The sequence below is a fragment of the Aeromonas sp. FDAARGOS 1405 genome, assembly GCF_019048265.1.
Classification (GTDB): domain Bacteria; phylum Pseudomonadota; class Gammaproteobacteria; order Enterobacterales; family Aeromonadaceae; genus Aeromonas; species Aeromonas veronii_A.
This window is the reverse complement of sequence record NZ_CP077311.1, coordinates 890,899-905,818: the sequence shown is the minus strand read 5'-3', so window position 1 is coordinate 905,818 and position 14,920 is coordinate 890,899. Positions and strand designations below refer to the sequence as shown.

General features: G+C 59.8%; 13 protein-coding genes. 11 read left to right on the top strand and 2 right to left on the bottom strand.

The window, feature by feature from the left end; translation table 11 throughout:
* Positions 1-6: 6 nt before the first annotated feature.
* Positions 7-1,536: an EAL domain-containing protein gene (locus I6L35_RS04305; RefSeq protein WP_216979630.1), complete on the bottom strand. Its 1,530-nt coding sequence runs from the start codon at positions 1,534-1,536 to the stop codon at positions 7-9.
* A 497-nt stretch (positions 1,537-2,033) separates the two neighbouring features.
* Between I6L35_RS04305 and I6L35_RS04300 the strand changes: the two genes are divergently transcribed.
* On the top strand, positions 2,034-3,962 hold the full coding sequence (locus I6L35_RS04300; RefSeq protein WP_005342880.1) for an EAL domain-containing protein: 1,929 nt from the start codon (positions 2,034-2,036) through the stop codon (positions 3,960-3,962).
* A 64-nt stretch (positions 3,963-4,026) separates the two neighbouring features.
* Here the strand turns inward: I6L35_RS04300 and I6L35_RS04295 are convergent, their stop codons facing one another.
* Positions 4,027-4,950 carry a 1-aminocyclopropane-1-carboxylate deaminase/D-cysteine desulfhydrase gene (locus tag I6L35_RS04295; RefSeq protein ID WP_216979629.1) on the bottom strand — a complete coding sequence of 308 codons (924 nt, stop codon included), beginning with the start codon at positions 4,948-4,950 and terminating at the stop codon, positions 4,027-4,029.
* Positions 4,951-5,037: 87 nt separating this feature from the next.
* Here I6L35_RS04295 and I6L35_RS04290 point away from each other — a divergent pair, with 87 nt between their 5' ends.
* The 10 genes from I6L35_RS04290 to I6L35_RS04245 all read left to right on the top strand — a co-directional run bounded on the left by I6L35_RS04290 (position 5,038) and on the right by I6L35_RS04245 (position 14,878).
* On the top strand, positions 5,038-5,901 hold the full coding sequence (locus tag I6L35_RS04290) for an MSHA biogenesis protein MshI (RefSeq protein WP_216979628.1): 864 nt from the start codon (positions 5,038-5,040) through the stop codon (positions 5,899-5,901).
* A complete protein-coding gene (locus I6L35_RS04285) occupies positions 5,901-6,494 on the top strand; it encodes a PilN domain-containing protein (protein ID WP_216979627.1) in 594 nt (197 codons plus the stop codon). Before I6L35_RS04290 ends, I6L35_RS04285 begins: the two co-directional genes overlap by 1 nt.
* A complete protein-coding gene (locus I6L35_RS04280; protein WP_216979626.1) occupies positions 6,494-7,141 on the top strand; it encodes a type II secretion system protein M in 648 nt (215 codons plus the stop codon). The genes I6L35_RS04285 and I6L35_RS04280 overlap by 1 nt, the downstream gene beginning before the upstream one ends.
* On the top strand, positions 7,134-7,463 hold the full coding sequence (locus tag I6L35_RS04275; RefSeq protein WP_005342886.1) for an MSHA biogenesis protein MshK: 330 nt from the start codon (positions 7,134-7,136) through the stop codon (positions 7,461-7,463). The genes I6L35_RS04280 and I6L35_RS04275 overlap by 8 nt, the downstream gene beginning before the upstream one ends.
* A 70-nt stretch (positions 7,464-7,533) precedes the next feature.
* Positions 7,534-9,201: a pilus (MSHA type) biogenesis protein MshL gene (gene mshL / locus I6L35_RS04270; protein ID WP_139405092.1), complete on the top strand. Its 1,668-nt coding sequence runs from the start codon at positions 7,534-7,536 to the stop codon at positions 9,199-9,201.
* A 92-nt stretch (positions 9,202-9,293) separates the two neighbouring features.
* On the top strand, positions 9,294-10,184 hold the full coding sequence (locus I6L35_RS04265; protein WP_216979625.1) for an ExeA family protein: 891 nt from the start codon (positions 9,294-9,296) through the stop codon (positions 10,182-10,184).
* On the top strand, positions 10,181-11,263 hold the full coding sequence (locus I6L35_RS04260) for a tetratricopeptide repeat protein (protein ID WP_216979624.1): 1,083 nt from the start codon (positions 10,181-10,183) through the stop codon (positions 11,261-11,263). The genes I6L35_RS04265 and I6L35_RS04260 overlap by 4 nt, the downstream gene beginning before the upstream one ends.
* A 74-nt stretch (positions 11,264-11,337) precedes the next feature.
* Entirely contained in the window at positions 11,338-13,047 is a 1,710-nt protein-coding gene (gene mshE / locus I6L35_RS04255; protein WP_216979623.1) for an MSHA fimbrial ATPase MshE, read from the top strand.
* A gap of 3 nt (positions 13,048-13,050) precedes the next feature.
* Positions 13,051-14,271, top strand: a complete 1,221-nt coding sequence (locus I6L35_RS04250; protein WP_069528448.1) for a type II secretion system F family protein — start codon at positions 13,051-13,053, stop codon at positions 14,269-14,271.
* Between the two features lie 145 nt (positions 14,272-14,416).
* Complete coding sequence (locus tag I6L35_RS04245) at positions 14,417-14,878, top strand: hypothetical protein (RefSeq protein WP_216979622.1); 462 nt, start codon at positions 14,417-14,419, stop codon at positions 14,876-14,878.
* Positions 14,879-14,920 lie beyond the last annotated feature (42 nt).

Sequence of the window (14,920 nt, the reverse complement as noted above, 5' to 3'; positions counted from 1 at the left end):
TCAGTGTCAGCTCTCCTGCGAATATTGTGGGGGCCACGTTTGTTGCCAGATGGCAAGATCTGCCAGCGCCATTGGTCTGCCAAAGACGTAACCCTGGATCAGACAGACGCCGCGTTGTCGTAAATACTCAACCTGTTCCCGCGTATCAACCCCTTCTGCAATCATCTCCATGCCTGATTCCAGACCAAATGTGATGATGGCATCCAGCACACTGCGTTTGAGGTCGTTGGTGCCTATGGTGTCGACAAACATCTTGTCAATCTTGATTTGGCGAATGCCCAGCCGTTGCAAATAGGCAAACCCCCCGTAACCGGTGCCAAAGTCGTCCAGTTTGAAGTGATATCCCATTTGTTGCAGCAGGGTGATCTCGTCGGTGGCACTCTGAATATCGATGATCGGCTTGCGTTCAGTCAGCTCGAAGGTAAGGCGCTCGGGCGACGGATTGTGGTGTTCGCTCAACATGTTGCGCAGCAAGGGTTGTTCGATATGTGCGGCGACCAGGTTGACGCTGATCCACTGCTCTGGCGCCAACTGCGGCAGATCCGTGATCACTTGTTCCAACAACTGTCTGGTAATCGGCAGGATCAGTCCCTGATCTTCCGCATATTCGATAAAGGCGCTCGGGGGGATCAGCTCGTGTCCCCGTTGCCAGCGCAACAGAGCCTCAAAACCGGCCACCTGCCAGGTACGAATATCTACGATGGGTTGATAGAAGGGAATGAACTCCTGGCGCACCACTCCGGCCTGCAATAGCCCCTTGAGCGAGCGGCGATAGTTTCGCAGCGACCAATAGGCGGTCACCAGCAGTCCGCTCAGGATAGCACCGCACCAGAGTGCGATGCGTCTGACTTGCTCGCGAGCAAATTGATCGAGTGCGGAACCTGCCCAGATGGTTTGTCGGGTGAGTTTGTCCTGATCGAAGAAGCTCAGACTGCGGCTGCCTTCTTCGAGCTTGATTGCCTGGTTACCGCGCGGGAAGCGGGGGGTCATTGCCACGGGATCCCGCTGACTGAACTCCAGATAGAAACAGCCACTGCAGGGGAGTTGCAGCAGATCGTGGCTCCAGCTGTTATCGAGCACCCAGTAGGCAATGTTGCCGCCGCTTTGGTAGTAGGCAACCATCTCCTGCTCAGTATTGAAGCTGGCTGTTGTGGCGGTTAGTCCCAGTTTATCGGGAAGCTTTCCCTCCTGGGTGACATTTTTGATGAGCGAAATGCCTATACCCAGGCTTGAGCAGCTTTTCCCTGATGCCAGTTCCAACCCCTGCAGACGAATATGGGTGCTGTAAAAACGGGGATCCCGCAGCAACGCCATGTCGTTGGCACCACAATCGAAATCAAACTGTGCCAATTGCTCGTTCATAGCCTTGTCCAGGGTGTGATGGCGTATCGCCATGGCACGCTTTATCTCGGCCACCTTCTGCTCCATCAGGTGGTTGGCCATTGGTCTGGTAAGCCAGATGCCGACGGACTGGCTTGCCAGAATGGGCAAGACACATAGAAGAACAGTGATCCAGAGGGGGGAGATGCGTAACAAGGTAGTCCTGCCTGTTTCACGAGACACAGATGGGTCACGCAATCATAGTGCATTAGCACAATCAATTTGAGTCCGATATGTCACACTTATTGATTGATTTTTTAACTAATTGGTTTTAATCGATTTTTTTAATTTCTTTTTAAAAGAGGCAATCGTTGACCTGTCATAAATGACAATTGCCCAACTTATCCGAACTGCTTTAGAGTACCCCTGCGGTTTGACTCACCGTGTGTTCAATACTCCTGTATCTGTTTTTTGTCAGTAGCACAGAGTGTTAGTTTTGATATGAGTGTTCCTTTTGGTCCCTTTTGAGGGACCATTTTTCTGTCTGCTATCTTCCCCTGCTCCACCTGTGTACCTTCCTTGGTATTCCCTCTCTGCTTTGGGTATGCTGCCTCGCTTAAATTACAGAAGCGGGATCCCCGTCCATAGTGATGGCTACAGTGCCACTGCTACCATGAACTCCAATGGATGATGCCGGGCATACGGAAAGGCACATGAAACTTACAACACATCTTGTCTCGTTTATTACCTTGTGCGTGATCGCAGCCATGGCGACCGTGCTGATTGGCGGGGTGTTCAGCTTTCGTGAGCTGGGCATGGAGTTGCAGCAAAAGAAGGTTGATGCGCTGGTCGAAGTGATCGACAAGCAGCTCGATGTTGCTCACGGCATGGAGGATATGAGCCGCTGGCTGCCCACCTTGCTGCGGGCGGCTCATGTGGTGGAGCTGGAGGTGCGCCAGAACGACCAGCGGGTCTACTGGTTCCGTGATGTACAACGTCCGGTTAATGAACCGCTGCTGGTGCCATACAGCCATCTACTGCCCCATCAGGCGGGCATGCAGGCCAACTTCAAGCTGGAGCGTCCTTTCAAGGAGGCGGAGTACTCCATCAAGGCGATGTCGGGCATCTCGTTCGGTATCTTTATCGTGGTGTTCGGTCTCTGGTACTCCATCCGCTGGTTGCGCCAGCAGTTGCGCGGGGCCGAGCTGCTGGGCATACGCGCCCAGCTGATCCTCGATGACAAACTGGTCAAACTGAGCCATGACCCCGCCGAAGAGTGGCCGGTTGCCGCCAGCCAGGCACTTGACCATCTGCTGGCTGAGCTGGCGGATGCTCGCAAGGAGCGCAGCCGCTTCGATAACTTCATTCGCAGCAACGCCTTCGTCGACAAGATGACTGGTATTGGCAACCGCCTTTTCTTCGATAACCGGCTCGAGAGCGCCATCATGGAGGCGAGCGTCATGAGTGGCGGTGTCTTGCTGATTGAACTCGCCTGCCTGGAAGAGCTGGAAGCTGACCAGTTCGAGCTGCAGGGACACGATCTGCTGCTGGAGGCGAGTGCCGTGATCAGTGCTTTTGTGCGCAAGCATAATGGCGCCTTGCAGGCTCGTTATGCTGGGCATGTCTTTGCGGTGTTGTTGCCCAATATGTCGGAGAGCGAGATGGTGGACAGTGCCAGCCAGTTGCTCAAGAGCCTGCAACGGCTGCACTGGCCGCAGCAGGTCAATCCGGAGACGGCCATCTACATCGGTGCTGTTTGCTACCAGGCGCAAGACACCCTGCTCAAGGTGCAGGAGGAGGCAGAGCTGGCCCTCAAGAGTGCCCGTCTACAGGGGCACAATGGCTGGTTTCTCTATGAGAAGCAGCTGGACGAGGAGCAGAGCAGCAAGGGGACGGTGCGCTGGCGTACCCTCATCAGTCGCCGTCTTGAAGAACAGGGCATCGATTTTTATACCCAACCGGTCCAGCAGGATCGGGATCAGGTGGTGCTGCAACAGGATCTGCTTACCTATATCCACGATGAGCAGGGGCGGGAACTGCAAGCTGGGATCTTCATGCCAATGGCGGAGAAGGTGGGGCTATTGCTGCAACTGGATCGGCTGGTGGCGGAGCAAACGTTGGTGTTGCTGCGCCAGCGTTCCGAGCAGAGCTGTCCCATCAGCCTGACCCTGAGCGCCCAGAGCCTGCTCAACCGCGAGTTCCAGCGCTGGCTCTTCTTCGCCTTGTTCCAGTTGCCGCGCAGCACCAACGAGCGGTTGATCCTGCAACTCTCCGAATCCCAGGTGACCCGCCACTTCGAAGCACTCAAGCGGCCGCTGCGCTCCCTGCGCATGCTGGGCTGCCAGCTGGCCATTGATCATGCTGGCCAGGATGTGGTGAGCACCCAGTACATCAAGGAGTTCGAGATCAACTTCCTCAAGTTGCACCCCAGCCTGGTGCGGGAGATACACGCCCGACAGGTCAACCAGATGGCGGTCCGCAGTCTGGTAGGAGGCTGCGCCAATACTCGTACCCGGGTGCTGGCGGTGGGGGTAGAGAGTGGCGATGAGTGGAAGATGCTGCGCCACCTCGGGGTGCATGCCGGGCAGGGGCCCTGGTTTGCCGAGCCACGCCGGTTGGTGCTGGAGCCGGCTGGTGATTGAGATAAATGAGAGAGGGTCGTCGTGGGGCGACCCTCTCTCGTTTGCGGTTGCCGTCAGGCGGGGCTCACAGTCGCCCTTGTTCCCGCAGTCCGGCCAATCCCTGCATGCCGCCGGTATGGATAAAGACGATCTTGCTGCCAGGAGCGATGCGGCCCGCAGCAAGCTCGCGAAACAGTCCCCACATCGCCTTGCCGCTGTATATCGGCTCCAGAGGCAGACCTGTTTCGGCGCTGAAATCTTGAACCCACTGCCAGAGGGCCGGGCTGAATTTGGCGTAGCCACCATCGTGGTGATCGAGCGCGATGCGCCAGCCGGGGATATTGGCAGCCGCGGGATGGAGGCGACACACCTCGTCAGCGATAAAGCCGCCCCCCTTCAGTACCGCAATGGCGAGGATCTGCTCCCGATCCCGTTTGCCGGCGATCAGGCCCGCCAGAGTGCCGCCGCTGGCGCAGGGCAGTACCCAGAGATCCGGCGAGAAGGGCACTTCGCCGACCAGTTCCGCCACCCCGGGGATGGCCAGCGGGCTGCTACCCCCTTCCGGCACGATCAGGGTATCGGGTGCATCGAATTGGGCCAGCCAGTCGGGATCCTGCCGTCGCCGGTAACTCTGGCGGTCGACAAAAACGAGATCCATGCCCCAGCGCCGGGCATCCCTCAGGGTAGAGTTACTGACGGCGTCATATTCGCCCCGTATGATACCGGTAGTACGAAGACCAGATTGGCACCCCGCTGCCGCCAGCGCGTGGATATGGTTGGAGTAGGCGCCGCCAAACGAGAGCAGATGCTGTTTGCCGTGCTCTTTGGCATGCAGCAGGTGGTACTTGATCTTGCGCCACTTGTTGCCGGAGATGGCCGGATGGATCAGATCATCCCGCTTGCACCACAGCTCCACACCATAGCGGGTCAGCAACGGATGGTGGAGGCGTTGCAAGGGGGAAGGGAGGATGGCTTGACCCTCTGACTCGGCGGAAAGGCTGGCTTGCAATGGTGAGTCCGTCTTTTAATATGGAGGCTAATCTGCTGTTTATGTTAATATTTCATACATTTAATCACTATTGATGGGCGGGCTTACATGAAACAACTGTTCAGACGGTCGACGCCAAGCCGCCAGGTCGGGCTCTTGCTGGCCAATGACAGGATCATGCTGGCTGCGGTGGGCAATCCCCCCATCTTCGCGACGCGCACCATCAACGGCCCACAGGAGTGGGCAGTGGCCATGAACGAGCTGTTCAGCCGTCATGGACTGGCCAAGTCTAAAGTGCGGGTGGCCCTCGCCGCCAGCCTTTATCAACAGATCCAGATCGACAAGCCTGCCGTGCCTGACGCCGAGATGGCGGGGGCGCTCCCTTGGGCCATCAAGGATTATGTCAGCGAACCCGTGCTGCAACTGGCGATGGATTATGTGGACTTGCCCACCCCGCCGGCCGGTCGTCCTCGCATCAATGTGATTTGCCTGCCCAAGAGCCGGGTGCAACAGCTGGCCGATGCCATCAACGGCATCGCCACCCTGCAATCCATCATCAGCGACGAATTGGCGCTCACCTCTCTCTATGACGCTGACGAGACGGTGCGCATGCTGCTGTGGCAGCCCAAGGGGCAGGATCTGCAACTGCTGGTCTTCCATCAGGGCGGGCTCTGCTTCTCCCGCCAGCTGCGCGGTTTCATCAGCCTGACTAGCGAACATGAGCCAGACAGCATGCTGCTCGATTCGCTGGCGCTGGAGATCCAGCGCTCCCTCGACTATCTGGCGGGCCAGCTGAAATTGCCCGAGCTGGGGCAGATGCAGTTTGCCGTCGCCTCGCCCTTTATCGGTACCCTGGTGCGCCACATGGAGCAGACCTTCGGCTTTGCCGTCTCCGCCATGGCCAACAAGGCGGTGCTGGCCGGCGTTGAATACCTCTCGGCTTACGCCGCCGCCATCGGGGAGGATGCGTGATGAAACGTCAGATAAACCTCTATGGCGCCGAGTTTCGACCCAAGCGGCAGTGGGCCAGCCTCAATCAGATGGCGCTGGTATGGAGCTTTGCGCTGCTGCTGATCCTGTTGACGGGGATCGGTTACAGCTGGCAGCAGCAGCAGGTCAGCCGGGCGCTGGCGCAGCGCTCTGCCGAGCTGGAACTCAAGCGCAGCGAGGCGCAGCGGCTCGACGCCGAGCTGGCGCGCCATCAGGCAGATCCCCGGCTGCAACAGCAACTGGTCAACAAGCAGGATGAGCTGATGGCCAAGCAGGGGCTGATGCGCCAATTGGGCAGCCTGACCCTGCAAAAATCCCAGGGCTATGCCAGCGTGATGGCGGATCTCTCCCGCATTCGCAACAGCAATCTCTCGTTGCAGCGCATCGAGATCAACGAAGGGCGGATCAACCTCTCCGGCTTTGCCGGACGCAGTCAGGATGTGCCGGCCTGGGTCAACCGCTTCAAGCAGACCCCGAGTCTGGTGGGTAAGGAGTTTGGTGAGCTGACCCTCGGCCGTGACAAGGAGGGTCGCCTGACCTTCCAGTTGAGCGGCATTGCGCGGGAGAAACCCTGATGAACCTGAAAGCACAATGGCAGGCATGGGGCCAGCGTATCGCCGTGTTGAGCCAGCGGGAGCGGGTGTTGATCCAGCTGACTGGTCTGGTACTGCTGGGCGCGGCTGGCATTTACGGCTGGATCGATGGTGCAGATACCCGTCTGCAACAGGATCGCATGGCCCTGAGCGCCGCCGAGCGCGACCTCGAGATCATGGAGCTGGAAAACCTTGGCAAGCAGGCCCGGCTCAAGCGGGATCCCAATCAGGGAGTTCGCGACCAGCTGGCGCAGGTCGAAGCGGATCTGGCCCGGATCGACGATGAGCTCAAGGCCCAGACCGTCGATCTGATCCCGGCGCACGAGATGCCGCTGGTGCTGGAGGCGCTGCTCTCCCGCTCTGCCAACCTTCACATGCTGGCCCTCAGTTCGCTGGAGCCGACCCCGCTGATGGCGGGGGAGCAGAAGGTCAATCTCTACAAGCATGGTATCCGGCTTCAGCTTGAAGGCGGCTATTTCGATGTGTATCAATATCTTAAAGCGCTGGAAGCCTTGCCGCGCCACTTTTACTGGAAGCAGTTCGACTATCAGGTCAAAGCCTATCCCGGCGCGGTGGTGGAGATGGAGATCTACACCCTGAGTACCAGCAAGGAGTTTATCCGTGGCTAGAGTGTTTGCGTTGTGCTGTTGCCTGTTCAGCTTGCTGGTACAGGCGGAGCAGGTCGAGGTATTGCAGGATCCCACCGCGCCGCTGGCTGATGTGGCGGTTGGCGCCCGTGCGACCGGCGAGAGTAGCGCCGGCTTGCCGAAGCTGCAGAGTGTCGTGCTGGGCAATGGCCCGGCACTGGCGGTACTCAATGGCAAGAGTTATCGGGTCGGGCAACAGGTGGACGGCTATACGCTGGTGGCCATCAATGCCGATGCCGTGGTGCTGGAAAAGGCGGGAAAACGCCATGCGGTAACACTGTTTGCCAGCAAGATCCGGGTTTGAGTCGTGCTTGCCTCTCGAGAGGTGAATCGGCTTTATCGAGTTTAATTGCAAGTCAGGGTGCCCTAATTACATGAAAAAACACCGTCTCTGTCTGATCACCGTGGCCATGATGGCTGCAGGCTGTACCACGTATCAGCACCCCGAGCCGACCCAGGCGAAGGATGCCCTCAAACAGGCCATGAACGAACAGCAGAAACAGGCTGCCCCTCTGACCGCTTTGCCCAAATCGGTGCAAAGTGAGTTGCTGCAGTTGAACCGGCCGCAGATACCGGTCGGCATGCCGGAGAAGCGGCTGCGTATCGCGGCTCACGACGTGGAAGCGGTGGAGTTTTTCGGTTCCCTGTTCAAGGGCTCCCGCTACAGCGTGGCGGTTCACCCCGGGGTGGCAGGGCTGGTCTCCGTCGAGCTCAAGGATGTGACTCTGCCGGAAGTGCTGGCGGTGGTGGGCGACATGTACGGCTTCGACGTGCAGCGCAAGGGCAATGTCTTCCATATCTATCCGGCGGGTCTGCGTACCGAAACCATCCCGGTCAACTATCTGATGATGTCCCGCCGTGGCCTCTCCCGCACCTCGGTCAGCACCGGCGGGGTGACGGCCAATGACAGCAATAACAGCAGCGACAGCAGTTTTGACAGTGCATCGAACAACAACAGCACCAATAACTCCTCCGGCAACAACTCGAACGGCAACAGCAGCAATGGCACCCGTATCGAGACCGATACCAACAGCGACTACTGGACCGATCTGCGCGACTCCCTGCAGACCCTGATTGGCACGGGTGATGGTCGCGCGGTGATCACCAGCCCGCAGGCGGGTCTGGTCACCATTCGCGCCTACCCGAAAGAGCTCAAGGCGGTGCGTGAATTCCTGAATCAATCCGATAGTCACCTCAAGCGGCAGGTGGTGCTGGAGGCGCGGATCATCGAAGTTGCCCTCAACGAAGGGTATGAACAGGGGGTGGACTGGAGCGGTCTCTCCGCCAGCTGGGATGGCAACAAGGGGATTACCGGTGGCGGTTCACTGGCCAATACCCAGTTACCCACCACCCCTAATCAGATCTTCACTGCACTGGGTGGCGGCGCCGGTTTCAAGGTCTCTGACGGCAACTTCAATGTAGCGGTCAACCTGCTCAAGACTCAGGGCGATGTGAATACCCTCTCCAGCCCCCGTGTCACCGCGACCAACAACCAGAAGGCGGTGATCAAGGTGGGGACGGACGAGTACTTCGTCACCAACGCATCGACAACAACCGTGAGCACGACGAGCGGTGACCGAACAACTCCCAATGTAGAGTTGACCCCTTTCTTCTCAGGTATCTCTTTGGATGTAACACCACAGATCGATGAAGAGGGGAAGGTGCTGCTGCATATCCATCCCTCCGTTATCGATACTGAAGAGCAAACCAAGACCATAAAGGTGACAGACAGCGATACGCTGGTGTTGCCGTTGGCGAAAAGCTCGATCCGCGAATCCGATACCGTAGTGCAGGCCAATAACGGTGACATCATCGTTATCGGCGGTCTAATGAAGACCGACAAGCAGGAGATCGTCAGCAAGGTGCCGTTGCTGGGGGATATTCCCTGGGTGGGCGAAGCCTTTACCAACCGCCGCGAGAGCACCAAGAAGGTGGAGCTGGTGATCATGCTCAAACCGACCGTGGTGGAGAAAGATACCTGGCAAAACGAGCTGCAACGCTCCTCCGAGCTGCTCGACAAGTGGTATCCGGCCAAGGGCTGACCCATGACACCAGATGCGGTCACCCTTATCCCGAACGGCCTGTGCTGCCTTGCCAGCACAGGCTGCTTGCTTGCCGTGGCAGGTGAGGTCTCATGTACCTGACCCACTTCGGCCTGCAGGAGGCACCGTTCAGCCTCACTCCCAATACCGGCTTCTACTACGGCCTGCCGCCTCACGAAGAGGCGCTGCAGGTGCTCAACTGGGCGCTGGCGCAGGGGGAGGGCTTTATCAAGGTGACCGGCGAGGTGGGTACCGGCAAGACCCTGCTCTGCCGCAAGCTGCTCAGCGAACTGGGCTCGGAAGCGCGTCCGGTGCGGCTTGCCTGGTTGCCCAATCCCCACCTCACTCCGGCCGAACTGCGCATCGCGCTGGCGCTGGAGCTGGGGTTGGCGGTACGGGATCAGAGCGAGCTGGATCTGACCGATCGTATCCATCGTCACCTGATCAGCCTGCACCAGCAGGGCAGTCGGGTGGTGGTGCTGATCGACGAGGCGCAAGCGCTGCCGGACGAGACGCTGGAGGCGATCCGCCTGTTCGGCAATCTCGAGACCGAATCGAGCAAGCTGCTGCAGATCGTGCTGTTCGGCCAGCCAGAGCTGGATGTCAGACTGGCCAGGCCTCACCTGCGCCAACTGCGCCAGCGGATCGGCTTTTCATACTGCCTGCGCCCGCTGCGCTTTGACGAGACCCGCGCCTATCTGGAGCACAGATTGCAGGTCTCCGGCTACCGCGGGGCACCACTGTTTGTTGGCCGCGCCATGCGGATGCTGTGGCGGGCCTCGCGAGGGATCCCGAGACTGATCAACATCCTGGCGCACAAATGCCTGATGTTGGCCTACGGTCAGGGGGGGCGCCGGATCGATAGCCGTCTGGTGAGGCTCGCCATTCGCGATACCGACGATGCCAGCCGCTTTGCGCCCTTGCGCTGGTGGCCCCTGTTACTGTTGCTGGGGTGCGCCCTGGCTTATGGAGTCTGGCCATGAGCGTTATCAACCAGATGCTGAAAGATCTGGATCGGCGCCAGCAAGGCGCCGAGGGAACTGCCGTCTATATCCCGCCAGTACGTCAGCAGGGTTGGTGGATGTTGCTGTTGACCCTGATCTGTGGTCTGGCATTGGGGATCCTCGGTTGGCGCACCTGGATCTACTGGCAGCAAGCTCACCCTGTCGTCGCCGCCAGTGAAGTGGTGGCCCCCGATGTGGTGACACGAGCCGCCGCGCCAGTCAACCCGCCCGAGCCGGTCGAGGTGGCCGCTGCGCTGCCGTTGCCGGGTGGGGATGAGAGAGTGGCTGATACCGCTGGCGGGCAGGTAGATGGAGAGATGGCCGATGGTGCCCCCTTTGATGCCTCCAGCGATATCGACGAGTCGGAGCCGACCGATGAAGAGCTGCAGCCCGAGCTTTACGCTGAACTGGCGGCAGAACAGCAGGCTGTCGCGAGTGCGCCACGCAAACCTAGCGTATTGAAGATCGAGACGGTTGAACTGTCGGCCAAGGAGCTGGCGGCACTGGCGGAGCGCAAGGCGACGACCGCCATGGCCAAGGGGAGTCTGCGGGATGCGCAGGACAATTACTATCAGGTGCTGGCCCACGATCCCTACAACCAGGGGGCGCGGGAGCAACTGGCGGGGCTGCTCTACGGCGAGGGGCGTCTGACCGAGGCGCGTCAGCTGCTGGAGGAGGGGATCCGACTCGATCCCCTGCAGGCCGATTTTCGTCTGCTGCTGGCCCGTCTTGCCATCAGCGAGGGACAGCAGCAGCAGGCACTTGGCTGGTTGTCCGGTTATCAACCTGATCTTGCCAGCAACCTGGACTATTACGCCACCTGGGCCGGACTGGCTCAGGAGCTGGGACAGAATGTCGAGGCGGCCAATCTCTATGTGAAGCTGCTGCGCCAGCAGCCGGATCAGGGCCGCTGGTGGCTTGGTCTCGGCGTGGCCGAGGATGGTCAGGGGCACAGCCAGCGGGCGCTCGATGCCTATCGCAACGCCCTGCTGCACGGCAACCTCGGCGAGGCGTCGACCAACTGGCTGGAACAACGAATTGGCCAACTAACCCCTTGATAAACGCAGGTTCGATGAGCGAAGAGATCATCGGATGTGGCAACGGGTGTGAAGTAACAGATATCGGAGCAAACATGGCACAACCCAGACTGAAAATGCGCCTCGGCGACCTGCTGGTTCAAGAGCAGATCATCTCTGATGATCAGTTGCAGCTTGCCTTGCAGCAGCAGCGTCAGACCGGCCGCAAACTGGGTACCACTCTGATTGACCTCGGTTTTATCAGTGAGGTGCAGCTACTGCAGTTCCTCGCTCGCCAGCTGGATGTGCCCTTCTTCGATCTCAATAACCTCACCATCGACGCCGCTGCTGTGCCGTTGCTGCCCGAAGTGCAGGCACGCCGTTATCGGGCGCTGGCAGTCAACCTCACCGACAACAAGGTGACGGTGGCCATGTCGGATCCGGCGGATTTGAGTGCGCTGGATGCCATCGCCGCCCTGCTGAGCCCGCGGGAGATGGTGCTGGCGGTCGCGCGGGAAGGGCAGTTGCTGGACTATTTTGACCGCCTCTATCGCCGCACCCGCGAGATTGAGAGCTTCGCCGAACAGCTGCAGGAGGAGTATCAGGACTCCGGCTTCGAGTTGGGTTCAGGTAATCTGGGGGCCAATGACGAGGGGGAGGCGACGGTGGCCAAGCTGCTGCGCTCCCTGTTCGAGGATGCGGTGCAGGTGGGAGCGTCGGATATCCACATCGAGCCGGACGAGAAGGTGCTGCGCATTCGCCAGCGGATCGACGGCATCCTCCACGAGAATATCCTCAACGAGGTGCGCATCGCCCAGGCGCTGGTGCTGCGTCTCAAGCTGGTGGCCGGGCTCGATATCTCCGAGAAGCGCTTGCCGCAGGATGGCCGTTTCAATATGAAGGTGCGCGGCCGTGATGTGGATGTGCGGATGTCCACCATGCCGGTGCAGTATGGCGAGTCTGTGGTGATGCGTCTGCTGGATCAATCCTCCGGCATCCTCTCGCTGACCGAGACCGGCATGCCGCCGGAGATCCTGACCCGTTTCCGTCGTCAGCTCAAACGCCCGCACGGCATGATCCTGGTGACCGGCCCCACCGGTAGCGGCAAGACCACCACCCTCTATGGCGCTCTCTCCGAGCTCAACCAGTCCAGCAACAAGATCATCACGGTCGAAGATCCGGTGGAGTATCGTTTGCCCCGTATCAGCCAGGTGCAGGTCAATCCCAAGATCGGTCTCACCTTTTCCCACGTGCTGCGTTCCACCCTGCGCCAGGACCCGGACATCCTGCTGGTGGGTGAGATGCGGGACAACGAGACGGTGGAGATCGGTCTGCGTGGCGCCATCACCGGTCACCTGGTGCTGACCACCCTGCACACCAACGATGCGGTGACCAGTGCCCTGCGTCTGATCGACATGGGGGCGCCCGGCTATCTGGTGGCGAGTGCCCTGCGGGCTGTGGTCGCCCAGCGGCTGGTGCGGCGGGTATGTGAGCACTGCGTCGAGGAGAAGGCGCTGGACGAAGGGCAGGCCACCTGGCTTACCGTGCTCTCCGGCGAGGCGCCTGGCCAGCATACCTATCACAAGGGCCGGGGTTGCCAGAGTTGTAACTTTACCGGTTATTCCGGCCGGATCGGGGTCTACGAGCTGCTGGAGCTGGATCAGCCGATGATGGATGCCCTGCGCCGCAACGATGCGGAAGGGTTCGCCAAGGCGGCCCGTCAACACGAACACTACCGGCCGTTGGCCCTCACTGCCCTCGATTATGCCCGTCAGGGGATCACCTCGGTGGATGAGGTGCTGCGACTGGCCGAGGATCTGGGGTAAGCGATGGCTAACTTTGCCTACAAGGGGCGTGACAGCCAGGGCAACGCGACCAGTGGCGTGGTCGAAGCGGCCAACGAGATGGCGGCCGCCGAGCAGCTGATGCGCCGCGGCGTGATGCCCACCGAGCTCAAACCGGGCAAGGCCAAGTCCGCCGCCATCGACTGGTCACTGTTGCTGGAAGGGGGCGTCAAGCTGGATGAGCTGGTGATCTTCAGCCGCCAGATGTATGCCCTGACCCGGGCCGGGATCCCGATCCTGCGTGCCATCGCCGGGTTGGAGGAGAGTACCCACAGCAAGCCGCTCAAGCGGGCGCTTCACTCGCTGGGGGAAGATCTTGGCAACGGTCGTCCGCTCTCCAGCTCGATGCAGGCGCACCCCAAGGTATTCAGCAGCCTGTTCGTCGCCATTATCCATGTGGGTGAGAACACAGGTCAGCTGGAAGAGGCCTTTTTGCAGCTCGCCAACTATTTCGAGCTGGAGCTGGAGACTCGCAAGCGGATCAAGACTGCCATGCGCTACCCCAGCTTCGTGATGATCGCCATCGGTATCGCCATGGTGATCCTCAATATCATGGTGATCCCGGTGTTTGCCGGCATGTTCGCCAAATTCGGGGTGGAGTTGCCGCTGGCGACCCGCATTCTGCTCGCCACCTCGCACTTTTTTGTCAACTACTGGTGGCTGCTGCTCGCTATTCTGGCGGGGATGGTGTTCGGTTGGCGCCGCTGGGTCGCCACCACCAAGGGCAAGCTGACCTGGCACCGCTGGCAGCTCAAGTTGCCGATCGTCGGCACCATCATAGAGCGCTCCCTGCTGGCCCGTTTTGCCCGCAGTTTTTCCATGATGCTCAAGGCAGGGGTGCCGCTGAACACCGCGCTGACCCTGGTGGCCGATGCGGTGGATAACGCCTATATGGCGGGGCGGGTACGGGATATGCGCGCCGGTATCGAGCGGGGCGAGAGCCTGCTTCGCACCGCCAGTAGCAGCGGCCTGTTCACCCCGCTGGTGATGCAGATGATCGCCGTGGGTGAGGAGACCGGTCAGGTCGATGACCTGCTGCACGAAGCGGCCGAGTATTACGAGCGCGAGGTGGATTATGACCTCAAGAGTCTCACCGCCCGCATCGAGCCGATCCTGATCGGGATCGTGGCAGTAATGGTGTTGATCCTGGCGCTGGGTATCTTCACGCCTATGTGGGACATGATGAGGGCCGTAAGAGGCAAGTAACCCCGTATCTTCACGCCAGAATGGTGGGACATGATGCGAGCGGGATGTGAGTGGTTCGTAGCAAGTAACTCGGCATCTTCACACCTGAGTGGCTGGGCATGATGAGCGTCGTAAGAGGCAATAGGGCGAGGGAGTCGAGGAGTGGATGAACAGACAGACACAACAGGATGATCGCTGGCTGGCCGGATATCGGCGGATCGCCGTGATAATGCTGTTGATGGTGATCGTCACGACCCTGGTGCGCAGCTATCAGATCAACCGGGAGGAGGCGCAACAGCTTTCGCTCACCCTGCTGGGGGAGCAATTTGCGGAGCGGGCACAGCGTTTGCACGGGATCTGGCTGAATGAGCGGCGCCCCGACACCCTGCATAGCGCGGGTCATGGTTGGCAATTTGATGAGCGTGGCTGGCCACTCGGACTGTTGCCCCTGCAATCACCATCAGAAAATTGTCGTCAGTTGTGGCTGGCGTTGGTGGGAGAGACGGAGGGGGGCATGCCACCCTTGCAGTTTCTGGCCCGCCCCGATGGCAGCGGGTGCGAGATGGGGTGGGATGGTTATTGGCTGGTTTATCTGTTTTCCGACGGGCGAGTGATTAAAAAGCCTTGAATGAGGCTAATCATATGACCCAACTACATGATTTTTTTAGGT

Excerpts from the sequence above, each read along its gene's own strand:
- I6L35_RS04280 (WP_216979626.1), top strand. The coding sequence starts at position 6,494 with ATGAACCTGAAAGCACAATGGCAGGCATGGGGCCAGCGTATCGCCGTG.
- I6L35_RS04265 (WP_216979625.1), top strand. The coding sequence starts at position 9,294 with ATGTACCTGACCCACTTCGGCCTGCAGGAGGCACCGTTCAGCCTCACT.
- I6L35_RS04285 (WP_216979627.1), top strand. The coding sequence starts at position 5,901 with ATGAAACGTCAGATAAACCTCTATGGCGCCGAGTTTCGACCCAAGCGG.
- I6L35_RS04245 (WP_216979622.1), top strand. The coding sequence starts at position 14,417 with ATGAACAGACAGACACAACAGGATGATCGCTGGCTGGCCGGATATCGG.
- mshL (WP_139405092.1), top strand. The coding sequence starts at position 7,534 with ATGAAAAAACACCGTCTCTGTCTGATCACCGTGGCCATGATGGCTGCA.
- mshE (WP_216979623.1), top strand. The coding sequence starts at position 11,338 with ATGGCACAACCCAGACTGAAAATGCGCCTCGGCGACCTGCTGGTTCAA.
- I6L35_RS04290 (WP_216979628.1), top strand. The coding sequence starts at position 5,038 with ATGAAACAACTGTTCAGACGGTCGACGCCAAGCCGCCAGGTCGGGCTC.
- I6L35_RS04250 (WP_069528448.1), top strand. The coding sequence starts at position 13,051 with ATGGCTAACTTTGCCTACAAGGGGCGTGACAGCCAGGGCAACGCGACC.
- I6L35_RS04260 (WP_216979624.1), top strand. The coding sequence starts at position 10,181 with ATGAGCGTTATCAACCAGATGCTGAAAGATCTGGATCGGCGCCAGCAA.
- I6L35_RS04300 (WP_005342880.1), top strand. The coding sequence starts at position 2,034 with ATGAAACTTACAACACATCTTGTCTCGTTTATTACCTTGTGCGTGATC.